The organism is Curtobacterium sp. 24E2 (assembly GCF_016925595.1).
In the GTDB taxonomy this organism is placed as follows: domain Bacteria; phylum Actinomycetota; class Actinomycetes; order Actinomycetales; family Microbacteriaceae; genus Curtobacterium.
Window position 1 is genome coordinate 3195849 of record NZ_CP068987.1, and the last position, 24862, is coordinate 3220710.

The 24862-nt window shown below is 71.7% G+C and carries 13 protein-coding genes, 1 tRNA gene, 1 other RNA gene and 7 pseudogenes; 5 read left to right on the forward strand and 17 right to left on the reverse strand.

Annotated features, from left to right (window positions below; translation table 11 throughout):
* Positions 1 to 70 precede the first annotated feature (70 nt).
* From JN350_RS15565 to ffs, 5 genes and pseudogenes are all read right to left on the reverse strand, one after another.
* Positions 71 to 1122, reverse strand: a pseudogene (locus JN350_RS15565) (aspartate-semialdehyde dehydrogenase).
* Between the two features lie 34 nt (positions 1123 to 1156).
* Positions 1157 to 2420: pseudogene (locus JN350_RS15570) on the reverse strand (aspartate kinase).
* A gap of 116 nt (positions 2421 to 2536) precedes the next feature.
* Positions 2537 to 3136 (reverse strand): recombination mediator RecR, encoded by a 600-nt coding sequence (gene recR / locus JN350_RS15575; protein ID WP_111084231.1) that lies wholly within the window; start codon positions 3134 to 3136, stop codon positions 2537 to 2539.
* A 1093-nt stretch (positions 3137 to 4229) separates the two neighbouring features.
* Positions 4230 to 6086, reverse strand: a pseudogene (locus JN350_RS19770) (DNA polymerase III subunit gamma and tau); the annotation flags it as partial.
* A 410-nt stretch (positions 6087 to 6496) separates the two neighbouring features.
* Positions 6497 to 6593, reverse strand: an RNA gene (gene ffs, locus JN350_RS15585) — signal recognition particle sRNA small type.
* A gap of 37 nt (positions 6594 to 6630) precedes the next feature.
* On the opposite strand from ffs, the gene JN350_RS15590 reads away from it, so the two are divergent.
* Complete coding sequence (locus JN350_RS15590; protein WP_205462761.1) at positions 6631 to 7305, forward strand: SDR family oxidoreductase; 675 nt, start codon at positions 6631 to 6633, stop codon at positions 7303 to 7305.
* 329 nt (positions 7306 to 7634) lie between these two features.
* Here the strand turns inward: JN350_RS15590 and JN350_RS15595 are convergent.
* Positions 7635 to 8830: pseudogene (locus tag JN350_RS15595) on the reverse strand (acetate/propionate family kinase).
* 66 nt (positions 8831 to 8896) lie between these two features.
* Positions 8897 to 11005, reverse strand: coding sequence for a phosphate acetyltransferase (gene pta, locus JN350_RS15600; RefSeq protein ID WP_205462762.1), 2109 nt, complete (start codon positions 11003 to 11005; stop codon positions 8897 to 8899).
* A gap of 121 nt (positions 11006 to 11126) precedes the next feature.
* On the opposite strand from pta, the gene JN350_RS15605 reads away from it, so the two are divergent.
* A tRNA-Ser gene (locus tag JN350_RS15605) sits at positions 11127 to 11214 on the forward strand.
* A 342-nt stretch (positions 11215 to 11556) separates the two neighbouring features.
* The gene (locus JN350_RS15610; RefSeq protein WP_205462763.1) at positions 11557 to 12201 is read left to right on the forward strand and encodes a hypothetical protein; all 645 of its coding nucleotides are present in this window, start codon (positions 11557 to 11559) and stop codon (positions 12199 to 12201) included.
* Positions 12202 to 12220: 19 nt separating this feature from the next.
* On the opposite strand, the pseudogene JN350_RS15615 reads toward JN350_RS15610, so the two are convergent.
* Both JN350_RS15615 and JN350_RS15620 read right to left on the reverse strand, forming a co-directional pair.
* Positions 12221 to 14289: pseudogene (locus JN350_RS15615) on the reverse strand (helicase HerA-like domain-containing protein).
* A 64-nt stretch (positions 14290 to 14353) separates the two neighbouring features.
* Positions 14354 to 15858, reverse strand: a pseudogene (locus JN350_RS15620) (multidrug effflux MFS transporter).
* On the opposite strand from JN350_RS15620, the gene JN350_RS15625 reads away from it, so the two are divergent.
* Together JN350_RS15625 and JN350_RS15630 are read left to right on the forward strand one after the other, a co-directional pair.
* Positions 15835 to 16014, forward strand: a complete 180-nt coding sequence (locus JN350_RS15625) for a TetR family transcriptional regulator (protein ID WP_205462764.1) — start codon at positions 15835 to 15837, stop codon at positions 16012 to 16014. The pseudogene JN350_RS15620 and the gene JN350_RS15625 sit on opposite strands and share 24 nt — an antisense overlap.
* On the forward strand, positions 16008 to 16415 hold the full coding sequence (locus tag JN350_RS15630) for a hypothetical protein (RefSeq protein ID WP_205462765.1): 408 nt from the start codon (positions 16008 to 16010) through the stop codon (positions 16413 to 16415). Before JN350_RS15625 ends, JN350_RS15630 begins: the two co-directional genes overlap by 7 nt.
* A gap of 102 nt (positions 16416 to 16517) precedes the next feature.
* Here JN350_RS15630 and JN350_RS19775 read toward each other — a convergent pair whose 3' ends face one another.
* The 8 genes and pseudogenes from JN350_RS19775 to JN350_RS15665 all read right to left on the reverse strand — a co-directional run bounded on the left by JN350_RS19775 (position 16518) and on the right by JN350_RS15665 (position 24821).
* On the reverse strand, positions 16518 to 16658 hold the full coding sequence (locus tag JN350_RS19775) for a hypothetical protein (protein ID WP_240347359.1): 141 nt from the start codon (positions 16656 to 16658) through the stop codon (positions 16518 to 16520).
* 41 nt (positions 16659 to 16699) lie between these two features.
* Positions 16700 to 17119: pseudogene (locus JN350_RS21140) on the reverse strand (substrate-binding domain-containing protein); the annotation flags it as partial.
* A gap of 96 nt (positions 17120 to 17215) precedes the next feature.
* Positions 17216 to 17500, reverse strand: coding sequence for a hypothetical protein (locus tag JN350_RS15640; RefSeq protein WP_205462767.1), 285 nt, complete (start codon positions 17498 to 17500; stop codon positions 17216 to 17218).
* 41 nt (positions 17501 to 17541) lie between these two features.
* Positions 17542 to 18519: an MFS transporter gene (locus JN350_RS15645; RefSeq protein WP_205462768.1), complete on the reverse strand. Its 978-nt coding sequence runs from the start codon at positions 18517 to 18519 to the stop codon at positions 17542 to 17544.
* A gap of 90 nt (positions 18520 to 18609) precedes the next feature.
* Complete coding sequence (locus tag JN350_RS15650) at positions 18610 to 19755, reverse strand: cystathionine gamma-synthase (protein WP_205462769.1); 1146 nt, start codon at positions 19753 to 19755, stop codon at positions 18610 to 18612.
* Between the two features lie 14 nt (positions 19756 to 19769).
* Positions 19770 to 21134 carry a cystathionine beta-synthase gene (locus tag JN350_RS15655; protein WP_194672742.1) on the reverse strand — a complete coding sequence of 455 codons (1365 nt, stop codon included), beginning with the start codon at positions 21132 to 21134 and terminating at the stop codon, positions 19770 to 19772.
* Positions 21135 to 21144: 10 nt separating this feature from the next.
* Complete coding sequence (locus tag JN350_RS15660) at positions 21145 to 22578, reverse strand: mechanosensitive ion channel domain-containing protein (RefSeq protein ID WP_205462770.1); 1434 nt, start codon at positions 22576 to 22578, stop codon at positions 21145 to 21147.
* Complete coding sequence (locus JN350_RS15665) at positions 22575 to 24821, reverse strand: adenylate/guanylate cyclase domain-containing protein (RefSeq protein WP_205462771.1); 2247 nt, start codon at positions 24819 to 24821, stop codon at positions 22575 to 22577. Before JN350_RS15665 ends, JN350_RS15660 begins: the two co-directional genes overlap by 4 nt.
* Positions 24822 to 24862 lie beyond the last annotated feature (41 nt).

The following is a 24862-nucleotide window of genomic DNA, read 5'->3' on the forward strand; positions in this document are numbered from 1 at the left end:
TCCTACCGGCGTCGACCGACAGGCCGGTCAGCCGCGCGCGGAGACCGAGTCGCCGCGTGCGGCCGTGCCGCTACGCGGCGACGGTACGGCGCGCGACGATCGCCTCGGCGATCTGCACCGCGTTGAGCGCTGCACCCTTCCGCAGGTTGTCGTTGCTGACGAACAGCGCGAGCCCACGACCCTCGGGCGCGGACTGGTCGGCACGGATGCGGCCGACGAACGCGGGGTCCTGGCCGGCGGCCTGCAGCGGCGTCGGCACGTCCGACAGCTCCACACCGGGTGCGCTCGACAGGATCTCGGTCGCACGCTCGGGCGACAGCGGACGCTCGAACTCGGCGTGCACCGAGATGGAGTGGCCGGTGAAGACCGGCACACGCACGCACGTGCCGGCGACGAGCAGGTCGGGGAGCTCGAGGATCTTGCGGCTCTCGTTGCGGAGCTTCTTCTCCTCGTCGGTCTCCCCAGGCCGTCCTCGACGATGCTGCCGGCGAGCGGCACGACGTCGAAGGCGATCGGGCGGACGTACTTGACCGGCTCGGGGAACGTCACGGCGGAACCGTCGTGGGTGAGCGCTGCGGTGTCCTGCTCGAGGGCGGCACGCGCCTGGCCGAGCAGTTCCTCGACACCGGCGAGCCCGGAGCCGGAGACGGCCTGGTAGGTCGTCGCGACCAGACGGCGGAGCCCGGCTTCGGTGTCCAGCACCTTGAGCACCGTCATGATCGCCATGGTGGTGCAGTTGGGGTTCGCGATGATCCCCTTCGGGGCCTGGTCGATCGCGTGCGGGTTGACCTCGCTCACGACGAGCGGGACCTCGGGGTCCATGCGCCAGGCGCTCGAGTTGTCGACGACGAGCGCCCCGGCCGCGGCGAACTTCGGCGCGAGGGCCCGCGAGGCGGTGGCGCCGGCCGAGAACAGGGCGATGTCGATCCCCGACGGATCGGCCAGCTCGGAGTCCTCGACCACGATCTGCTCGCCGCGGAACGGCAGGGTCGTGCCGGCGGACCGGGCGCTCGCGAAGAACCGGACCTGGTCGGCCGGGAACGCGCGCTCTTCGAGCAGACGACGCATCACGGCGCCGACCTGTCCGGTGGCGCCGACGACGGCGACGGTGAGGGTGCTCATGCGGTGCTCCTGGGGGTCAGCGGGTCAGCGTGGGTCAGCGGCCGGTGCCGGCGTAGACGACGGCTTCGGCATCGGCGTCGAGGTCGAACGCGCTGTGCACGACCCGCATCGCCTCGTTGAGGGTGTCGGCGCGGGTGACGACCGAGATGCGGATCTCCGAGGTGGAGATCATCTCGATGTTGATCGACGCGTCGTGCAGCGCGCGGAAGAGCTTCGCCGAGACGCCGGCGTTGGTGCGCATGCCGGCACCGACCAGGGCGAGCTTGCCGATCTGGTCGTCGTACTGGATGCTCTCGTACCCGATGTCGGACTTCGCGACCTCGAGCGCCGTGAGCACGGTCTGGCCCTGGTCCTTCGGCAGGGTGAACGAGATGTCCGTCCGCCCGGTCGACGCCGCCGACACGTTCTGGACGATCATGTCGATGTTCGCCCCGGCGCGTGCGACGTTGGTGAAGATCTCGGCGGCCTTGCCCGGCTGGTCCGGGACGCCCACGACGGTGATCTTCCCCTCGGAGAGGTCTCCGGCGATCCCGGTGATGATCGGTTCTTCCACGGTTTCCCCTCGGCAGGGTTGTAGACGATGGTGCCCTCGGTGTTGTTGAACGAGGACCGGACGTGCAGGGTGACGCCGTGCCGGCGGGCGTACTCGACGGCACGGATGTAGAGGACCTTGGCGCCGGACGCCGCGAGTTCGAGCATCTCCTCGCTCGTGATGCGGTCGACCTTGCGGGCCTTCGGCACGACACGAGGGTCGGCGGTGAAGATGCCGTCGACGTCGGTGTAGATCTCGCAGACGTCGGCGTCGAGCGCGGCGGCGAGCGCGACGGCGGTCGTGTCCGAGCCACCCCGGCCGAGCGTGGTGATCTCGCCCGTCGTGCGGTTGAACCCTTGGAACCCCGCGACGATGGCGACGTGGCCGGAGTCGAGCGCCTCGCGCACGCGCTTCGGGGTGACGTCGACGATGCGCGCCTTGCCGTGCTGCGCGTCGGTGAGCATGCCCGCCTGGCTGCCGGTGTACGACGAGGCTTCGACGCCGAGGCTCTTGATCGCCATCGCGAGCAGCGCCATCGAGATGCGCTCCCCGCGGTCAGGAGCATGTCGAGCTCACGGCCGGCGGGGATCGGGGTGACCGAGTGCGCCAGGTCGACGAGTTCGTCGGTGGTGTCGCCCATGGCCGAGACCGCCACGACGACGTCGTTGCCGGCCTTCTTCGTCTCGACGATCCGCTTCGCCACGCGCTTGATGCTCTCGGCGTCCGCGACGGAGGATCCACCGAACTTCTGCACGATCAAGGCCACTGGCTGGTACTCCCGGAGACGGCGACACCGCGAGGTCACGCGGTCTCACAATGGTAGTCGGTGTTTCGAGGATGTTGCGTGCGAGCCACCCCAGACGCAACGATCCTGCGTGGGGCTCAGCCGCCGACGACGCGCCGGCCCTCGAACGCACGGCCGAGCGTGACCTCGTCGGCGTACTCGAGGTCACCGCCGACCGGCAGACCCGAGGCCAGCCGGGTCGTCCGGATGCCCATCGGGACGAGCAGCCGGCTCAGGTAGGTCGCCGTCGCCTCGCCCTCGAGGTTGGGGTCGGTCGCGATGATGACCTCCTCGACCGTGCCGTCGGCCAGGCGGGTCATGAGCTGCTGGATCCGCAGGTCGTCCGGGCCGATGCCGTCGATCGGGCTGATCGCGCCACCGAGCACGTGGTAGAGCCCGCGGAACTCACGGGTGCGCTCGATCGCCGCGACGTCCTTCGCCTCTTCCACCACGCAGATCGTGGCCGGCGACCGGCGCGGGTCGCGGCAGATGCTGCACTGGACGTTCTCCGTGACGTTGCCGCAGATCTCGCAGAAGCGCACGCGCTCCTTGACGTCCGCCAGCAGCTCGGACAGCCGCGACGGGTCGAACGACTCGGTCTGCAGGATGTGGAACGCGATGCGTTGCGCCGACTTCGGGCCGATGCCCGGCAGGCGACCGAACTCGTCGATGAGGTCCTGGACGATCCCGTCGTACATCAGGCACCGTCCTGGTGGAGAGCGGTCTCCTCGATGAACTGGGCATTGAGGATCTCACGCACGACGGCCTCGCCGTAGCGACCGGCGACCGGCGCACGACGTGCCGGTGGTGCGGTCCGTGGCGCGGCCGGCGGAGCGGTCTGCGCGCGCGGGGCGGCCGGCGCCTGCGCGGGCGCTGCGGCGGATCGACCGTGACCGGGGTCCGGGAACGGCGCGCCGTCGTCGTACGGTTCGTCGTCCAGCGGGTAGTCGTCGACGGGCACGCCCGGTACGACGGGTCCTCCGGGAGGCGCGGCGACCGTCGACGACGCCGCCTGCACACCGCCGTCGGTCGGCTGCACCCCTGCGGTGCGGTGGCACCGGCGGGTTGCGCGGGCGCCTCGGACCGGGGCTGCTGCGGATCGACGGACTCGGCCGGGGCGACGGGCGCGGCGGCCGGGGCGGTGCCGAAGGGTGCCGCCCAGCCGGGCTCGACGGACTCGGGCACGGCGTCGGCGGTGGGGTCGCTGGCGGGGATCGTGGCGACCGCCCAATCGGTCACGGGTGCGCCGGACGGTGCGGGCGCCTGCGCGGGAGCGGGTGCCTGCGCGGGAGCGGGTGCTTGCGCGGGAGCGGGTGCCGACGCAGCAGCGGGAGCCGGCGCCTGCTCGGCAGCCGGTGCCTGCTGGGGAGCGGGTGCCGATGCCGGGGCGGGTGCCTGCGCCGGAGCGGGTGCTTGCGCCGGAGCAGGTGCCTGCGCCGGACGGGGCTCCGGCTCGGTGGCGGCGGGAATGGACTCCGGCGTGGACGCCGCGGCTTCGGGTGCCGCCGTCGTGGCGGGCGCTGCGGAGGCGGCGGCCTCGGCAGGGGCGACCGGGCCGTCACCGGTGGCTGCAGCAGCGTCGGAGGCCGGAGCCGACGACGGAGCGGGCGCGGCGGACTGCGGTGCCGACGATGCCTGCGGCTGCGCTTGTGGCTGCGCAGCGGGCTGGCTCGCCGGCGCCGGACGGCCGGCCGGGGCGGACGGCTGCTGTGCGGGAGCCGGGGTGCGCTGTTGACCAGGACCCCCGGGACCGCGGGCGACGAACTTCACGCGGAGCCCGATGACGTCCATGATCGCGGCGCGGAGCAGTTCGCTGACGCTGGCCGAGGGGTCGGACATCTCCTTGAACGAGGCGACGTCCTGCTGGCTCGGGAAGGTCAGGGTCAGCACGTCGTCGCGCAGCGCGGTCACCTGTGCGGTGACGACCACCGACCACGCCGACCGCTTGGCGTGCTGCACGTGCTCGACGATCTGCGGCCAGGCGTCGCGCATCTGCTGGAAGCCCACGGCGCCGACGGTCCGGACCGCCGGCTCGTCACCGATCGTCGTGCCCTGGCCCGTGGACGAAGCACTGACGGGTGACGAAGCACTGACGGGTGACGAGGTGCTGACGGGTGACGAGGCGCTGACGGGTGACGAGGCGCTGACCGGTTCGGCGGCCCGGGCGGTCGGGGCAGCGGGCTCGGGAGCGCTCGGGACGGCGGCAGCCCAGGAGGCTGCGGCATCACGTGCCGCACTGCCGGCGTCGGACTGCGCCGCCGGAGCCGGGTTCACCGACGCCGCGGCGGGAGCCTGCTGCCCCGCCGGGGCCTGCTGCGCCGCCGGGGCCTGCTGGGCCGCGGGGACCTGCTGCGCGGCGGGCTCCTGCCGACGCGGCGCCGCAGCCGACGACGGGGCCGGTTCGGGCACCGGGCTGGTGGCGGCCGGCTGTGTCGACCCCTGCGCTGCGACCGCGCCGGACGGTGCCTGGTGTCCGCCGGCGTCCCCGACACCGACTCGGCGCTCGAGCCGCTCCACCCGAGCGAGGGCCCCGCGCTGGGTGTCGTCGGCCTCGGGCACGAGCATGCGCGCCGTCATGAGCTCGAGGTGCAGCCGGGGCGAGGTCGCTCCGGTCATGTCGGTCAGCGCCTTGTTCGCGATGTCCGCCCCACGGGACAGCCCGGTGGCACCGAAGACGCCGGCCTGCCGGGTCATGGTGTCGAGCTCGTCCGGCGAGACACCGCGCAGGACCGCTGCGGCGCTCTCGTTCGTCGCCGCGACGACGATCAGGTCGCGCAGCCGCTCGAGCAGGTCCTCGACGAAGCGACGCGGGTCCTGACCGGTCTGCACGACCCGGTCGATCGCGGCGAAGGCGGAGGCCGGGTCGGCCACGGCGAGGGCGTCCACGACGTCGTCGAGCAGCGCGGCGTCGGTGTAGCCGAGCAGGGCGACCGCGCGCTCGTAGGCGATCGCGCCGTCTTCGCTGCCGGCGATGAGCTGGTCGAGCAGGGACAGGGTGTCGCGGACGGAACCGCCGCCGGCGCGCACGACCAGGGGCAGGACGCCGGGTGCGACCGTCACCGACTCCTGCGTGCAGAGCTGCTCGATGTACTCGAGCATGACGGCGGGCGGCACGAGCCGGAACGGGTAGTGGTGGGTGCGCGACCGGATGGTGCCGATGACCTTCTCCGGCTCGGTCGTCGCGAAGATGAACTTGACGTGCTCCGGGGGTTCTTCGACCAGCTTGAGCAGGGCGTTGAACCCCTGCGGGGTGACCATGTGCGCTTCGTCGAGGATGAAGATCTTGTAGCGGTCACGCGCGGGGGCGAACACGGCGCGGTCACGGAGGTCGCGCGCGTCGTCGACGCCGTTGTGGCTCGCGGCGTCGATCTCGATGACGTCGAGCGAACCGCTGCCGTCGCGCGCGAGCTCGACACAGCTCGGGCAGACGCCGCACGGGGTGTCGGTCGGCCCCTCTGCGCAGTTGAGACACCGCGCCAGGATGCGGGCCGAGGTCGTCTTGCCGCAGCCACGCGGGCCGCTGAACAGGTAGGCGTGGTTGACGCGGTTGGTGCGGAGCGCCGTGCGGAGCGGGTCGGTGACCTGCGACTGCCCGATCAGCTCGGCGAAGTTCTCGGGCCGGTAACGGCGATACAGGGCGGTGACCACGCGACCAGGGTAGCCGGGACGACCGACACCCGCGTGCCCCTCCACAGGTCCACGGGCACTGGATCGGACCGCCTGCGCAGGGTGGGCCGAGCGCACGGACGGCACCGCGCCTCCCGGCCGACACGGGGTCGGACAGGAGGCGCGGTGCGGGACGCTGCTCGGGCTCAGCCGCGGCTGCGGCGGCGGGCGCCCCTGGCCAGGCGGGAGAGCCCCAGCAGACCGAGGAAGACTCCTCACGCACCCGCGCAGGAGACGGACACAGCCCCGGCTCCCCCTACGGAGACAGAAAAGACTCCTCACGCACCCACGCAGGAGACGGACACAGCCCCGGCTCCCCCTACGAAGACAGAAAAGACTCCTCACGCACCCACGCAGGAGACGGACACAGCCCCGGCTCCCCCTACGAAGACAGAAAAGACTCCTCACGCACCCGCCAGAGCCCGGCTACCCTTGCTGCGTTTCCGCCCTGGGGGAGTTCACCTGGATGGCGTCACGTGAGGAGCCGCCGACAACTCTACCGGATGCGACCAGGCAGGATTGACACATGAAGATCGCCATCGCCGGAGGACACGGCCAGATCGCACTGCTCCTCGCCCGCCAGATCACCGACGCCGGACACGACGCCGTCGCGATCGTCCGCAACCCCGCGCACGTCGCCGACGTGGAGCAGCAGGGCGCCACGGCGATCGTCGCGGACCTCGAACAGCTCGGCGACGACGACCTGGCGCTGCGCCTCCGCGGGGTCGACGCCGTGGTGTTCGCCGCCGGCGCCGGGCCGAACAGCGGTGCGGAGCGCAAGCTCACCGTCGACCGGGACGGCGCGATCCTGCTCGCGGACGCCGCGGAGCGCGCCGGCATCGACCGGTACGTGATGGTCTCGGCGATGGCGGCGGACACCTACGATGCCGAGGCCGCGGTGGTCCCCGCGAAGGACGACGCCGCCGTGTTCCAGGTCTACCTCCGGGCGAAGGCCGAAGCCGACGCGAACCTGCGCGCCCGACGGCTGCGGTGGACGATCGTGCGTCCGGGCGGCCTGCTCGACACCCCGCCGCAGGGGACGGTCGACGTCGGGCGCAACGTACCGCGTGGCTCGATCCCCCGGGCCGACGTCGCCACGGTCGTACTGCACGCGCTGCTCGACGACTCGGCCGTCGGTGTCCAGTTCGAGGTCACGAGCGGGAACACGCCGATCCCCGCGGCCCTCGACGCGCTGTCCTGAGGCGCGCGCCTCGTCCGCACCGTGCGCACCTCCTCACCCCCGTGCGAGCTTGCACGCTCCGTGCCGCGCCACAAGCGCGCACCCAGCCACCAACCCCGCACCAGCCCACCCAGGCCGCACCATGCGGTGACCGCGACACAGCGCCGGACGGGAGGCACGGCGCCAGCCCGCCCCGCGCCTCCCGTCCGCACCGTGCGCACCTCGTCACCCCGTGCGAGCTTGCACGCTCCGTGCCGCGCCACAAGCGCGCACCCAGCCACCAACCCCGCACCAGCCCACCCAGGCCGCACCATGCTGGCACCAGGCCGCGCAGCGCCCCACGCCCCGCGTCAGAGCGCGACCGCAGCCGACTGCCGGGCGATCTCCAGTTCTTCGTTCGTCGGGATCACGAGCACCGCGACACGTGACGTGTCCGTGGAGATGACCCGGGCCTCCCGGGAGCCCAGCTCGTTGCGGTCCGCGTCGATCTCGATGCCCAGGTGCTCGAGCCCGGCGAGCACGCGCCGGCGCAGCAGCGCGTTGTTCTCGCCGACGCCGGCGGTGAAGACCACCGCGTCGAGCCCGCCGAGCTGCGCGGTGTACGCGCCGACGTAGCGACGGATGCGGTGGCGGTACACAGCGAGCGCCGCCTCGGCGACCTCGTCGCCGTTGAGGGCGGCGTCCTGGACGTCGCGCATGTCGCCGTTGCCGGTCAGTCCGAGCAGCCCGGACTGCTTGTTGAGCATGGTGTCGAGTTCGTCGAAGGACAGCCCGGCCTCGCGGTGCAGGTGCAGCAGGACGGCGGGGTCGAGGTCGCCGGAACGGGTGCCCATGACGAGGCCCTCGAGCGGCGTGAGGCCCATCGACGTCTCGATCGACTTCCCGCCGTCGATCGCTGCGGCCGAGGCACCGTTGCCCAGGTGCAGCACGATGGTCTTCAGCTCGGACAGCGGGCGGTCGAGGAAGACGGCGGCCTGCTCGGAGACGTACTTGTGGCTCGTGCCGTGCATGCCGTAGCGGCGGATGGAGTACTTCGCCGCCAGGTCGGCCGGGATCGCGTACGTGTACGCATGCGGCGGCATGGTCTGGTGGAACGCGGTGTCGAACACGGCGACGTGCGGGACGTCGGAGAACACCTGCTTCGCGGCCCGGATCCCCTCGAGGTTCGCCGGGTTGTGCAGCGGCGCGAGGCTGTTCAGTGCCTCGATCTGTCGTTCGACGTCGTCCGTCACCACCGTCGCGCGGTCGAAGGTGGTGCCGCCGTGCACGACGCGGTGGCCGACGACGGCCGGCGGGTGCTCGTCGAACGACGGGCCGACCTTGGCGAACGCGTCGATCATCGCCTGGAACCCGGCGGCGTGGTCCGGCACGGACGCGGCGTCGTTCGACGACGACGCCCCCGTCAGCGCGTTGGTGTGCTTCCACGCGCCGGCCGACTCGCCGATGCGCTCCACGAGCCCGGAGGCGAGCGTGCGCTCCCCTCGAGTTCGATGAGCTGGTACTTGAACGAACTCGATCCGGAGTTCACGACGAGGGCTGCGGTCACGGGTGGTGTCGCTTTCTGCTCATGGCCTGGTCGGCCGGACGGGAGGCGCGGTGTGCGTCACGCGGGTCAGGCCACGTCGGACGCGGTGCCGGCCTGGATCGCGGTGATCGCGACGGTGTTCACGATGTCGCTGACGAGCGCGCCGCGGGAAAGATCGTTGATCGGCTTGCGCAGTCCCTGCAGGACCGGCCCGATGGCGACCGCGCCGGCGGAGCGCTGCACGGCCTTGTAGGTGTTGTTGCCCGTGTTGAGGTCCGGGAAGATGAAGACGGTCGCCTTGCCGGCCACCGGGGAGTCCGGCATCTTCGTGCTCGCGACCGTCGGGTCGGCAGCGGCGTCGTACTGGATCGGGCCCTCGACGAGCAGGTCCGGGCGGCGTTCGCGCACGAAGGCGGTGCCGGCGCGGACCTTGTCGACGTCGGCGCCGGAGCCGCTGTCGCCGGTCGAGTAGCTGAGCATCGCGACGCGGGGGTCGATGCCGAACTGGGTCGCCGTCTCGGCCGACGAGATCGCGATGTCGGCGAGCTGCTCGCTCGTCGGGTCCGGGATCACCGCGCAGTCGCCGTAGACCAGGACGCGGTCGGCGAGCGCCATCAGGAACACGCTCGACACGATCGAGGTGTCCGGACGGGTCTTGATGATCTCGAAGGACGGCCGGATGGTGTGCGCCGTGGTGTGCTTCGCGCCGGAGACCATGCCGTCGGCGAGCCCGAGCTGCACCATCATCGTGCCGAAGTACGAGACGTCGGTCACGGTGTCGCGCGCGAGCTCGATCGACATGCCCTTGTGCGCCCGGAGGCGGGTGTACTCCTCGGCGAAGCGTTCGCGGAGCTCGGGGTCGAACGGCGACACGAGCTGGGCGGCGTCGAGGTCGAGGCCGAGTTCGGTCGCGCGGGTGCGGATCGCGGCGGGGTCCCCGAGGATCGTCAGTTCGCAGACCTGGCGGGCGAGCAGCGTCGACGCCGCGCGGAGGATACGGTCGTCCTCGCCCTCGGGCAGCACGATGCGCTTGCCGTACCCCCGTGCCCGGTCGAGCAGACCGTGCTCGAACATGAGCGGCGTGACGACGCCGGACGGCGTGAGCTGCAGGCGGTCGCGCAGGGACTCGGCGTCGACGTGCTGCTCGAACAGGGCGAGCGCGAGGTCCGCCTTGCGGGGCGAGTCCGCCGCCAGGCGCCCGCGGGTCTGCGTGATGCGGAGGGCGGTGTCGTACGTGCCCAGGTCGTTCTGCGCGATCGGCAGCGAGCTCGACAGGCCCTCGAGCAGCCGGGAGATCTGCGGTGCGGTCTCGAACCCGCCGTTCAGGATGACGCCGGCCAGGCTCGGGAACGTGTCCGACTGGTTCGCCAGCAGGGTCGCGATGAGCACGTCGCTGCGGTCACCGGGGACCACGACGATGCCGCCCTCGATCAGGCGGGGCAGGACGTTCTCCATGCTCATGCCGGCGACGACGGTGCCGAGTGCCTCGCGGTCGAGCAAGGCGTCGTCCCCGCGCACCAGGGTCGCGTCGGTCGCCTGCAGCAGCGCGCGGACGGTCGGGGCGACGAGGACGCGGTCCTCCGGGATCGCCCACACGGGCACGTCCGGGTGGTCGTCGTGCACGGCCCGCTCGACACTCGCCACGATGGCGGCGAGGGCCTCCGGGTCGGCGCGGTTCACGACGACGCCGAACAGCTGCGCGTGTGCCGCCCGCAGCTCGCTCGTCGTGACGTCCGCGACCTGCGCCATCCCCTCCGGCGTGCGGGCACCGCGCTCGGCCGCGTCACGACCACCGAGGACGAGGAGGACCGGGGCACCGAGGTTCGCGGCGACCTTCGCGTTGAACGACAGCTCGGTGGGGCTGCCGACGTCGGTGTAGTCGGACCCGAGCACGACCACCGCGTCGCACTGCCGCTCCACCTGGGCGAAGCGGTTCACGATGGTGCCGAGCGCTGCGTCCGGATCCGCGTGGACGTCGTCGTAGGTGACCCCTACGGCGTCGTCGTACGAGATCCCGACCGCCGTGTGCTGCAGCAGGAGTTCGAGCACGTAGTCGGGTTCGGCGACCGAGCGGGCGACGGGGCGGAACACGCCGACGCGGCCGACGGAGCGTGCGAGGGTCTCGAGGACACCGAGGGCGACGGTGCTCTTGCCCGTGTGCCCTTCTGCTGACGTGATGTAGATGCGGGTCGACACGCGCCCCAGGGTAGTCGCCGGACATGTCACGACAACTGGGAGCACCGCCCTCGACGACACACGGTCGTGAGCACCCCGCAGAACCTGTACCATTGGGTGTCGCCGTCGCGAGACAGCGCAAGGAGAATTCGCCTAGTGGCCTATGGCGCACGCTTGGAAAGCGTGTTGGGTGCAAGCCCTCGGGGGTTCGAATCCCCCATTCTCCGCCAGCAGCAGTTGGGTGCGCGCGCAGCACCCGACTGCGGGGTTCGAATCCCCCATTCTCCGCCGAGCAAGCCCCGCACCACGGTGCGGGGCTTTCTTCGTTCGCGGCGTTCCTCGTCGCCGGTCCCCTACGCGACGGACCCACCTGTCCCCTGTTCGCCAAGGACTGGCCGTCAAACGCCGATCCGGGGTGGAACGGGCTGTCCCCGGTCCCCGTCGTTCACCTATGCTTGCCGGAGCGGACGACTCCGGGACGAGTCGACCGCGGTGCATCGAGCGGCAGGGGCGTCGCTCGCAGGGCGGCCGATTCGGCGTGCCCGGGAGACCCGAGGGTTCAGGAGACGCGCATGGGGGACACGACGGTGCCAGCGACGCCACACCTGCGCGCCACCGTGTACGACGTCGTCCTCCGCCCCCGCCGGTCCCTCGTCCGCTCGACCGCTCTGAGCATCGTGTTCTCGGCCGTGCCGCTCGCCGTCGCCCTGGTCTGGGTGTCGTTCCCGTTCCGGACGTGGGCGATTGTCGCGACCGTGGTCGTCGCGCTGGCGGTCCTCGTCGGCGTCGTCTTCGTCCGACTGAGCACTGCGTACATCGGCATCGACCCCGACGGCCTGACGATCCGGGGCGTGGTCACCGCGCACCGCCGGATCCCCCGTGACCGCGTGCACAGCCTGGCGCTCGCCACCACCTACGGCAGCTCGGTCGACCGCACCATGCGCGAGCTCGTGGCGTTCGACGCGACGGGCGCGCACCTGTTCCGCATCCGTGCCGACGTGTGGGGCGACGACGGGCTCGCCCAGGTCGTCGACGCCCTGGGCGTCCAGGTGACGGAGGAAGCACGTCCGGTCTCGGCCCGGGTCTTCGCGAAGCGCTACCCGTCGAGCCGCGCCTGGTACGAACAGCGGCCGGCCTACCTGTTCGTCGGCGGCGTGGCGGCACTCGTCGTCATGGGTCTGCTCGTCGTCGAGTTCACCGGCCTGCTCGGTCGCTGACGCTCGGAGCTGCTGGACGTCACCGACGGCGGCGCAGCGTCGAGAAGATCCCCTGCACGACCTCCTTCGCGATCGTGCCACCGAGCCGTGACCCGAGCAGGTCCGACAGCGGGTCGTCCGCCTTCCGAGAGGTCGTCGTCCGCGTGCTCCGCCCCGACCGGCCCGAACGCCGCGACGCCGCAGCCCGCTCGGCCTTCTCGAACTCGCGCTGCGTCCGCTCGTACTCCTTCTGCGCAGCAGCCCGCTCGCGTTCCTCCTGCTTGGCCTGCGCCGCGGCCTCCTTGGCCGCGGTCGCCGCAGCACGCGCCGCTTCCTTCTCGGCCTCGGCCGCCGCGAGGGCTGCGTCCTTCTGCGCGTCGGCCGCAGCGGCCTCGGCAGCTGCTGCCTCCATCCGGCGCGCGAGCATCTCGTGCGCCGAATCCGGATCCACCCGGGTGCCGTACGTCGCGAGCAACGGCGATGCCTGCACCCGCGACTGCATCTCGGCTGCGGGCATCGGGTCCATCGAGCCCTGCGGCGCGCGCAACCGGGTCCACGCGACCGGCGTCGGCGCGCCCTTCTCGTTCATGACCGTGACGATCGCCTCGCCGGTCGCCAGCGAGGTCAGCACCTCGCCCAGGTCGTAGTCGCTCGAGGGGTAGGTCGACACCGTCGCCCGGAGCGCCTTCGCATCATCGGGGGTGTGCGCCCGCAGCTGGTGCTGGATGCGGGACCCGAGCTGCGCCAGGACGTCGTTCGGCACGTCCTTCGGGGTCTGGGTCACGAAGAAGATCCCGACGCCCTTCGACCGGATCAACCGCACGGTCCGCACGATCTGGTCCGTGAAGTCCTTCGACGCCACGCTGAACAGCAGGTGTGCCTCGTCGAAGAAGAACACCAGCTTGGGCTTGTCCTGGTCGCCCACCTCTGGCAGTTCGTTGAACAGGTCGGCCAGCAACCACATCAGGAACGTCGAGAAGACCTCGGGCTGGTCCTGCACGCCCGGGACCTCGAGCAGGCTGACGACCCCCGGCCGTCCGCCGCCGTGCGCAGGAACACCTGCGTGTCGATCTCGGGCTCGCCGAAGAACTGGTCGGCACCCTTGTCGGCGAACGTGATGAGCTCGCGCAGGATCACCCCGGCGGTCTGCTTCGACAGACCACCGAGCTCGGCGAGTTCGCCCTTGCCCTGGTCGCCCACCAGGAACGTCAGCACGCTCCGCAGGTCGGCCAGGTCGACGAGCGGCAACCCGGCCTGCTCGGCGTAGTGGAACACCAGTCCGAGCGAGGACTCCTGGGTGTCGTTCAGGCCGAGCACCTTCGACAGCAGCAACGGCCCGAACCCAGACACCGTCGCGCGGATCGGCACGCCCGTGCCCTGACCACCGAGCGAGAAGAGCTCCGCCTGGCTCGCGACACCCTGCCACTGCTGGCCGATGCCCGCGGTGCGCGCGAGCAGCTTCTCGTTCCCCTGCCCGACCACCGCGAGCCCCGACAGGTCGCCCTTGATGTCGGCCGCGAAGACCGGCACGCCGTTCGCCGCGATCTGCTCGGCCAGGACCTGCAGCGTGCGGGTCTTGCCGGTGCCGGTCGCGCCGGCGACCAGCCCGTGCCGGTTCAGCATGCCGAGCGGGATGCGGACCTGCACGTCGGGCTGCGCCTCGCCGTTCACCAGGGCGCCGAGTTCGAGCGCCTGCCCCTCGACGGTGTAGCCGGTGCGGATCGCGGCGACGGCGTCCGGTCCGAGCGGGCCTCCGCCACTGGCGGGAGGCGCGGTGCCGGCCGCCGGTACCGGGACGGCCGCGTCGGGGGCCGCCGTCGCGTCGTCCGGGACGGCTGCGGCTGGTCCTGCGGTAGTGGGCTCTGGAACCGGTGGGGTGGCGGAGGCGGGCCGCGCGTCGGGGGCGAGCTGTGCCTCCTGTCCGGAGGGTGCCGGTGACTCGGCGACCGCCGGTTCGGCGTCCGGCGTGAGTGCTGGTGCTTGTGCCGCGAGCGCGGCCGCGAGCTCCTCGGCCCGCTGCGCGGCTTCGTCGGCCAACCGGCGTGCCTCGTCCGCTGCCTGTTTGGCGGCCTCGGCCGCTGCCCGTGCCTGCTCCACCGCGTCGCTCATGGGCACAGCCTATGGACGCGCGGAGGCCGCTGTCCGGCTGTTCCGGGCAGCTGTGGAGAACCCGTCAGTGCGTGAGCTCGGGGACCGTCCGGGGCCGCACCACGAACCACAGGATCAGGATGGCCATCACCGAGGTCGAGGCCATCACGATCGCCATCGGGGTCGCGGTCGTGATGCCGAGCCAACCGACGATCGGCGAGATCAGGCCGGCGACGCCGAAGTTCAGGGCGCCGAGCAGCGACGCCGCCGTGCCGGCCTCCTTGCCGTGCGCAGCCAGGCCGATGACCTGCACGAGGGGGAACGAGAACCCGCACGCCGCGATGAAGAACCACAGGGGCACGAGCACGCCCACGAGCCCCGCACCGAGCTGGTCGAGCACGATGATCGCGATCGACGCCAGGAACAGGGTCGCCGTCGAGCACGCCAGGATCCACTGCGGCCCGACGCGCTGCGCCAACCGCGCGGAGATCTGCACACCGAGGACGACGCCCACCGAGTTCACCGCGAAGAGCAGTCCGTACTGCTGCGCGTCGAGTCCGTAGACACCCTGGAACAGGAACGGCGACGAGCTGAGGTACGAGAACAACCCGCTGAACACCATCGCCCCGATGAGCGCGACCCCCACGAAGATCCGGTCGGAGAACAGCGCCTTGTACCGCTGACCGATCGTGGAGTGCCCGGCCTCGCGGCGACGGGCGGGGGCAGGGTCTCGACGATGAGCAGGATCGACGCGATCACCACGGCCAGGCCGTAGCAGGCGAGGAACACGAAGATGCCGCGCCAGCTGGTGAACTGGAGCATCTGCGAGCCGATGAGCGGCGCGAGGATCGGCGCCAGCCCGTTCACCATCGCCAGGCGGGACAGCATCCGGACCAGCGGCTTGCCGCCGAACAGATCGCGGACGGTGGCCATCGCGACGACACCGCCGGCGGCCGCACCCATGCCCTGGAGCACGCGGAACACCGCGAGGAGCTCGATGTCGGGAGCGGTCGCCGCGCCGATCGACGCGGCGATGTGCACCGTCGTCGCGATGATGAGCGGCAGCCGGCGGCCGACCTTGTCGCTCCACGGACCGACGAGCAGCTGCCCGAACGCGAACCCGAGCGTCGTCGCCGTGAGCGTCAGCTGCACGGCGCCGTCGGTGACGCCGAACTGCTCCTTGATCGCCGGGAACGCCGGCAGGTACAGGTCGATCGTGAACGGCCCGAGCGCCGTCAGGGCACCCAGGACGAAGACGTAGACGAGTCGCTGCCCACGGGAGAGGGAGTCTCCGGGGTGCAGGACGACCCGGAGCGAACCGGTGGTGGCGGGCGCGGTCACGAGCAGGGGTCCTTCGGCGGTGAGGGGCGGGGAGGTGATCGCGGCGTCGATCGAATCGATTCGTCCGCGGAACCATCCTACGGGCCGACGGAACACTCCCGACGCCGTCGGCACGGATTGCCCGCGTGTTGCCACCCGCCGTCCGCGTGCCGATCCCGCGCCATGCGGTACCGTCGGACTGCTCGGGGGCCTCCGGGTGAACCGGATCAGAAGGGGGTGGGTGTCATGGTGGATGCCCGGATCCTGCACACGACCGCCGCCCTGCGCGAAGCGATCCTGCGACTGGCGGCCGACCGCCCCGTCTCCGAGATCACCGTCGCGGACGTCACCCGTGCCGCCGGCATCAACCGCGCGACGTTCTACTCGCACGCGGTCTCCCCGGTTCGCTGCTCGCCGACGTGCTGACGCCGGAGCTCGACCGCATCCGGCAGGACGACGCCGACGACCGACGGGCCGCAGCCGCCCGCGGGGCTGACGCGGCCGAGCTCGCGACCATCACGCGACGGGGCATCAACGCGGTCGTCGAGCACGTGACCACCCACCGCGACATCTACGCCAAGGCACTGCCGGACCCGAACGACGCGTCACTGCACCGGCTGCTCGTGGGCCACTTCACCGAGTCGAGCGCTCTGCACATCCGCGAACTCGACGCCGACCGCCGCCCGGAACTCCTCGACGACGTGGCCGCCGGCTACGTCGCGCAGGGCTTCGTCGGGGCGATCGAGGCGTGGCTCGCCGGGCCCCGGCGGTCGCGGAAGGCGCTCGTCGAGACGATCACGCTGTCGTTCCCGGCCTGGTGGAGCTGAGCTGAGCCGCCTGCTGGCGCAGCGCTGACCGGCCCGGTGGCGCTGAGCCGAGCCGCCTGCTGGCGCAGCGCTGACCGGCCTGGTGGCGCAGCACGGCTCGGCTCACTCCGCGTCGGTCGAGTCGCCGTCGCTCGGCTCGGTCTCCGGCTTCTCGCCGCGCTGCAACGACCGCACCACCTCGACGGCGGTGGCCGACAGGTCCGCGTCGTCGGCGCTTGCTGGCACCCGGTAGTCGGCGGACACGCCGTCGCCCCCGTGCCGCTCGCCGGCAGCGGATCGCCCAGGGACACCACCACGACGCCGGCGTCGTGCGCCGTCTGGATCACCCCGGTGAGCGCAGACGGCCGAGCCGCGTGCACGAGCAGGGCCTTGGCACCCTTGCGGACGAGCTGGGCGACCGCGGTCCGCTGGGACGCCGCCGCACCGGACGCGGGCGCGACCCGGACGTCGGGACGGAATCCGGCACCGGACAGGCCGGTTCGCAGGTCCTCGCCCAGAGCCGCGTCGCCGTCGACCAGCACGACGCCGATGACGGCCTGCTTGTCGAACCCGCCGTCGGAGCTGGTCAGGTCCGTGCTCTGCACCGGCGTGGGCGCAGCGGACGTCGTGCCCTGGCAGCCGGCCAACGCGAGGGCGGCCGTCAGGACGACGGCTGCAGCGACGATGCGCACCACGGGTGTCTCCTCTTCGGTCCGGTCTGCCACGCTACCCGGCTGCGCGGTCCGGCGACGCCGACGACACCGGCGCGGGGACGGGTCCGAGCCGCCGGACCGCGGCGATCGCCAGTGCGGCGAAGCCGATCATCGCCGCGAAGACCAGGGGAAGGACACCGTGCCCTCGGCGCCGCCGGTCGCGGTGAACAGCAACCCGGTGACCGCCAGACCGATGACGCTGCCCGCGGCGTCGGCGATGGTGAGCGCCGAGCTCGCGAAGCCGTCGTCGCCTTCGCCCGAGAACCGCAGGGTGAGCATCGACGTCCGCGGGTAGATCGCCCCCATGCCCGCGCCGCCGACGAACCAGCCGGCGACGAGCACCCACCACGGCAGGTCGAGCGTCGCCACCGCGAAGGCCGCCAGCAGGCTCACCAGGACGAGCGCGAGTCCGACACCGAAGGTCCGACGAGCGGTCAGGCGGTGCTCCCCAGCCGACCGTGCGCCCAGCTCGAGGCCGCCCAGCTGAGCGCGGCGACGGTCAGCGCGAGCCCCGCTGCCGATGCGGACAGGCCGTGCTTCGCCTGCAGCAGGAACGGCACGTACGCCTCGCTGCCGAAGAACGACGCCGCCACGAGCCCGCGCAGCAACACCACCGAGGGCAGTCCGGCGGCAGCGCGGAAGGTGCCGGTCGGCAGCAGCGGGCGCAGCGCGAACCACGTCCCGACCAGGCCGACCACGACCGCGGCCGCCATCCCCCACGGGGTCAGGTCCGGCGCGACGTTGAGCAGCAGGATCGACACGGCCGCAGCGACCGACCACCCGATCCGGATCCGCTGCCACGGCGGCCGCAGCTCGACCGCCGGTGCCTGCAGCCGCCCGAGCGTCGGCACGAGCACGGTGAACGCGCCCACGGCGATCACGAGCGCCCCCGCGAAGACCCAGTGCCAGTTCCACGTGTCGGTGACGATGCCGGCGATCGCCGGGCCGATGAGCGCCGGGACCACCCACGCGGCCGCGAACCCGGCGAACACCGGTCCGTGCAGCTCGGCGGGGAAGATCCGGGCGACGAGCACGTACAGCACGACGTCGATCGCACCGGCACCGAAGCCCTCGACCAGTCGACCGACGAGGAAGACCTCCATCGTCGGCGCGAGCATGACCACGGCGGTCCCGACGGCGAACAGCAGCGCGGAGACCCAGGCGACGATCCGGCCGCCGGCGCGGTCGGTCCAGTTGCCGGCGAGCACCATGCCGGGCACCCCGGCCGCGAGCGGTGCCGCGAAGGCCAGGGCGTACAGGGCCTCGCCGTCCAGGTCGCGACTGATCACCGGCATGATCGTCGTCATCGCCAGGTTCTGGAACGCCGCGACGCCCACGATGGCGACCATGCCGATCGTCGCGAGGGCGTACCGGCCGCTCAGCAGGCCCGTCCTCGTCGCCGTGGTGCTCACCCGCTCATCGTAGGGGCGAGGGGCGACACCGCCGACGTCGCGGGGCGCGGACCACGCGCAATGCGCGTCAGCGCCTGCTGCAGGTCCGCGTCAGCGCGTCAGCGCCTGCTGCAGATCCGCGATCAGGTCGCCCGCGTCCTCGATGCCGACGGACAGCCGCACCACGTTCTCGGGCACCGCGAGCTCCGTGCCCTTCACCGACGCGTGGGTCATCTCGCTCGGGTACCCGATGAGCGACTCCACACCCCCGAGCGACTCCGCCAGCGCGAACAGCTCCGTGGACTCCGCGAAGCGCCGGGCCGCGTCCGGGCCGCCGGACAGTGCGACGGACAGCATCCCGCCGAACCCGCGCATCTGGCGGGCCGCGACGTCGTGCCCCGGATGGTCGGTGAGCCCCGGGTAGTAAACGCGTTCGATGCCCGGCGCGGTGACGAGTGCCTCGGCGACGGCCTGCGCGTTCGCGGAGTGGCGCTCCATCCGGACCGCCAGGGTCTTGATGCCGCGGGTGGTCAGGAAGGCGTCGAACGGCGACGAGATCGCACCGGCGCCGAACTGCAGGAACTGCACCTTCGCCGCGAGCTCCTGGTCGGCGAGCACCACGGCCCCACCGACGACGTCGGAGTGGCCACCCAGGTACTTCGTCGTCGAGTACACGACGACGTCGGCACCGAGCGACAGCGGCTGCTGCAGGTACGGCGACGCGAAGGTGTTGTCCACGACGACGAGTGCACCGGCCTCGTGCCCGAGGGTCGCGAGTCCGGCGATGTCGGCGATCTTCATGAGCGGGTTGGTCGGTGTCTCGACCCAGAGCACGGTGTCGTCGGGAGCGCCCTGCAGCGCGGCCCGGACCTGGTCGAGTTCGCTCATGTCGACGACGACGAGCTCGACGCCCCACGGCACGTGCAGTCGGCTGACCAGACGGTGGGTCCCGCCGTAGACGTCGTTCCCCATCACGACGCGACCCCCGGGACGGAGCGCCGCCCGGAGCAGGGCGTCCTCGGCGGCGAGACCGGACGCGAACGAGTACGCGGCCACGCCGCCGTCCAGGTCGGCGAGCAGCGTCTGCAGGGAGTCGCGCGTCGGGTTGCCGGCGCGGGAGTACTCGTAGCCGTTCCGCATCCCACCGATGCCGTCCTGCACGTAGGTGGACGTCAGGTGGATCGGCGGGATGACGGCGCCGGTGGGGCCGTCGGGCTCCTGGCCGGCGTGGACGGCGCGGGTGCTGAACTCGGTCATGCTGGCTGCGTTCCTTACTCGGAGAGGTAGGTCAGGAGATCGTGGCGGGTCAGGACCGTGACCGGCTTGCCGTCCTCGACGACGAGCAGGGCGTCCACCGTCTCGAGGGCTCGACGCGCTGCGGAGACGGACTCGCCCACGCCGATCAACGGGAGCGGCTCGCCGACGAACCCGGTCAGCGCGTCCGTCATCTTCGCGGCACCGGTGAAGACCTGTTCGAGCAGGTCCTTCTCGGCGACGGCCCCGATGACCTCGCCGATGACGACCGGGGGTTCCGCGCTGAGCACGGGCATCTGCGACACCCCGTACTTGGTCATGATGTCGACGACCTCGCGCACGGTGTCCGCCGGGTGCGCGTGCACCAGGTCGGGCAGGCGGCCGTCCTTGCCGGCGATGAGCGACCCGACGGTGCGCGCCTCGTCGGTCTCGGCGAAGCCGTACGAGCGCATCCACCGGTCGTTGAAGATCTTGCCGAGGTAGCCGCGGCCGCCGTCGGGCAGCAGCACCACGACGACGTCGTCCTCGGTCAGGTCGCGGGCGGCCCGCAGCGCGGCGACGACCGCCATGCCGCTGGACCCACCCACGAGCAGGCCCTCCTCCCGCGCCAGTCGCCGGGTCATGGCGAAGGAGTCGGCGTCCGACACCGCGATGATCTCGTCCGGCACCTCGGGGTCGTAGGCGGTCGGCCAGAAGTCCTCACCCACACCCTCGACCAGGTACGGCCGACCGGTGCCGCCGGAGTAGACCGAGCCCTCGGGGTCGGCCCCCACGATGCGGACACGGCCGTCGGACGCCTCCTTCAGGAAGCGCCCGGTGCCCGAGATGGTGCCGCCCGTCCCGACGCCCGCGACGAAGTGGGTGATCTGCTGCTCGGTGTCGCGCCAGATCTCCGGACCGGTGGTCTCGTAGTGGCTGCGGGGGCCGTTCGGGTTGGCGTACTGGTTCGGCTTGTAGGCGCCGGGGATCTCGCGGACGAGCCGATCGGACACCGAGTAGTACGACTCCGGGTGCTCCGGCGCCACTGCCGTCGGGGTGACGACGATCTCGGCGCCGTACGCCGTTAGGACGTTGCGCTTGTCCTCGCCGACCTTGTCCGGCAGCACGAACACGCACCGGTAGCCGCGCTGCTGGGCGACGAGCGCGAGCCCGACCCCGGTGTTGCCCGAGGTGGGTTCGACGATCGTCCCGCCGGGCCGGAGGTCACCGGAGGCCTCGGCCGCATCGATGATGCGCGTGGCGATGCGGTCCTTCGACGATCCGCCGGGGTTGAGGTACTCCACCTTCACCAGGACGGTCGCGCGCACCCCCTCGGTGACCCGGTTGAGCTTGACGAGCGGGGTGTCGCCGACGAGGTCGACCACGGAGTTCGCGTAACGCACGGGCCCGAGTCTAGGACGCCGACACCGCGTTCTGCTGGGATGCGACGTGCGCGGACACCGCTGCGGACACCTCGGCGCGTCGACGGTCGATCACGTCGCCCATGTCGCGCGCCAGCGCTGGGGTGGACCGCACGATCTGGTCGAGCGCCGTGGCGGGGACGACCAGCACCGCGACCTCGGTGCGCGCCGTGGCGGTCGTGAGCAGGGCCTCCCGGGTCAACGCCGTCTGCCCGACGTAGTCGCCGGCCTCGACGCGGGTCGCCGGCAGGTCGGCGTCCTCGAACGGGACCCGCAGGTCAACGCTGCCCGACAGGACGAACCGCACCGAATCCGGCACCGAGCCGACCCGGTGGATGACCTCGCCGGCCGCGTAGCGCTCGAGCCGCACCGTCGGCGCGAGCGCCGCGGTGTCGTCGCCGGTCAGGTACAGCGTCGCGGCGATCGAGGCGAGCGCCTCGTCGCGGCGTGCATCGGTGACGAAGTCGTCGGTGGTGTCGCCGTCGAGCCCGAGCCCCTCGCGACGCGCCGCGTACCAGAGCCACATCCGGAACTGCGCCAGCGCGTCCGCCTCCTGCGACGGCCCGCGCACCTCGAACGACAGGTCGTAGGCCGCGCCGCCCGCCGGGACCGCGACGGGCTGCGTCCCCGGGTACCGCTGGGGCAGACCGGCGGCGACCCGCTGCAGCAACGCGACGACCGCGGCGGGCGGGTCGTCCGTCGTGAAGGTGACGGAGGTCGTGACCGGGAACGTGCCGCCGGTTCGGCTGAGGTTCGTGAACGACGAGCCGGCGAGCGAGGAGTTCGGCATGATCAGGATGCCGGCACCGGTGTCGATGTGCACCGACCGCCAGTTCACCTCGACCACCCGGCCGCGCGTCCCGCCGGTGTCGAGCCAGTCGCCCAGGCGGAACGGCTGCTCGAAGAGCAGGAACAGTCCGGCGATGACCGGGCCGACGGCGGACTGCAGCGCGAGGCCGATGACGAGGGACCCCACGCCGAGCGCCGTGAAGATGCCGCCGACGTCGGCACCCCACACGATCTTGAACACCAGCGCGAGCCCGAGGGCGATGAGCACGATGCGGGCGATGTCGACGAAGATCGACGGGATCTTCTCGCGCCAGCTGCCCTCGCGTGCGTTCGTGAACAGCACGATGTTCAGGCCGTTCAGCACGAAGACGATGACCAGGAACCCGAGCACCGTGCCGATCACCTGGTTCACGACCGGCTTGCCGGGGTCGACCGCGTCGGTCACCTGCACCGACAGCACCAGGATCGCGATGATCGGCACGACCGCGTTGCGGAACAGCCCGACGACCTTGTGCATCGGGTTGTGGTGCCGCTCGAGGGCGGACTGCAGCTCGGTGAGCACCAGGAGCACGACCGGCAACCCGACGATCACGCCGATCGACGGCCAGAACCACGACTGCTCCCAGAACGCGGTCACGACGCCACCCGCTCGAGCTTCCAGACCTTCTGCGGACCGGTCTGGGTCTGCACCGTCCCGACGTCCTGCACGCCACCGCGGTCACCGAGCTTGTCGATCACCCGCTGCGTCGCGTAGACACCGGGCGCGGGCGCGATGCCCTGGACCCGGTAGGCCAGGCTGACGGCGTCGCCCCACATGTCGTAGACGATGCTGGAACGACCGACCAGACCGCTCGTCACCTGCCCGGTGTCGATGCCGGCACGCAGCCCGACATTCGACCCGTGCTGGGCGTTGAAGCGCTCGAGCGCGCCCTGCGCCTCTTCCGCCCAGTCGACCACCCGTCGCACGTTGTCGACGCGGGGCACGCTCAGTCCGCAGCTGGCCAGGTACCCGCTGCGCGTGGTGCGCACGCGCTCGATGCCGTGCCGACCAGCTGCCTCGTCGAGGGCCCGCCACAGGTCGTTGAGCAGCGACAGCGACTCCTCCGCCGTCAGGCCGGCGGCGAAGTCGTCGTACCCGATGATGTCCGCGTAGACGACGGCGACGTCCTGGTGGTCCGAGGCGATGGTCTCGTCACCCTGCTTGTACCGCCGGGCGACCTCCTCCGGCATGAGCGTCAGGAGCAGGGTGTCGTTCTGCCGCCGCTGCTCGTCGAGCAGGTCCTGCTTCACCTGCAGACTCCGGCTCATGTCGTTGAAGGCGAGGCCGAGGTCGCCGATCTCGTCACCGGCCTTCGTCTTCACCTCGACCCCGAGGTCGCCGCTGCTGACACGGTTCACCGCGGTCTGCAGGCGGCGGATCGGCCGGACGAAGACCTGTGCCAGCAGCAGCGACAGCAGGCTCACCAGGACGATGATGGCGACCAGGGACAATCCGATGTTCCGGGCGAAGTCGTTCACCGGGGCGAAGGCCTCGGCGGTGTCCATCTGCGCCACGACCACCCAGCGCAGGCCGTCCACCTCGAGCGGCGCGTACGCCGCGAGCACTTCCTTCCCGCGGTAGTCGGTCGAGATCACCGTGCCCGACTTGCCCTGCAGCGCCCGGGTCACCGGCGTCGAGTTGACCTCCTGCAGGAGCACCGACCCCTTCACGGCGATCTGCCGCGCGGCCGTGCTCGGCGCCGTCCCGGCCGCGATCACGTCGCGCTGGTACTGCTTCGGGTGCTCGAGCAGCTGGCGCGGGTAGGACCGCATCAGGTGGTCAGCCCCGACCAGGTACGACTCCCCCGTGTCGCCGAGTCCGTCGGCGGCCCAGTCCTGGTTGCCGGTCATGACCTGGTTGATGAGGTCCACCGGCACCTGCACGGCCATCACGCCGGTGATCTTGCCGTCGTCACCGACCGGCGACATCACCCACAGCGTCGGCACGTTGAGGCTCGGTGCGTACCGGGCGAAGTCGGTCACCACGAAGTCGTCCGCACTGGTCAGCTGCAGTGCCTGCTCGTACCCGATCGCCAGGTTCGAGTCACGGTACGGGCCGTCCTGCAGGTTGGTGCCGAGGTCCGCACCGGAGTACGTGGAGTACGTCACGTCGCCGTCGGTGTCCATGAGGAGCAGGTCCTCGTAGCCGGCGGACTCGACCGCCTGCCGGAAGTACGGCTGGTACTCGGCGTGCGCCTCGGACCAGCTGCTGCCGTCGCCGGCGTCGTCGAGCTGCGCGGCCTCGTCGTAGTCGTCGAAGGGCGCCGTGTAGCGGGCCTGCAGGTACGCCTGCGGATCGGTCGTCGGTGCGAACTGGTCGGGGTTCGCCGAGCCGCCGCTCCGCGCGTCCAGCTGCGGGACGAAGGTGTCCGAGTACCAGGCGTCGACCTTCGAGTGGTCGGCGTCGGACACCGGACGGTCGCGCAGGTCGTCCCACCCCGCCGAGAACGCCTTCGTCGCGCCGATCACGCTCTCGTTGCGGGTCTGCGCGACGACCGTCTGCGTGAACTGGTCGAACGACCGCTGCAACTCGGTGATCCGCGACTCGCGCAACGACGTCACCTGGTTGAGCGCGGCAGCCTCGAGCGAGGCGCGACCGTTCAGGTACCCGACGACGCCGACCACCAGCGCCGCGACGATGCTCACTGCGAGCAGCATCACCAGGAGCTTCGACTGGATGTCGAGTGAGCCGCTCGTCAGGAACGCCCGGAACTTGCCCTTCCTGCGAGGTGCGTCCTCGACGACGCGAGGACCGACCGTCTGCCCCGACGTGTCCGTCGTCGGTGGGATCGGGTCAGGGCCGGCGCTGCTGGTGTCGGACGTCGGTGGGACTGCAGTCACTTCGAACTCCGCTCAGGAGGGCAGGGTGCACGCGTGCGCGT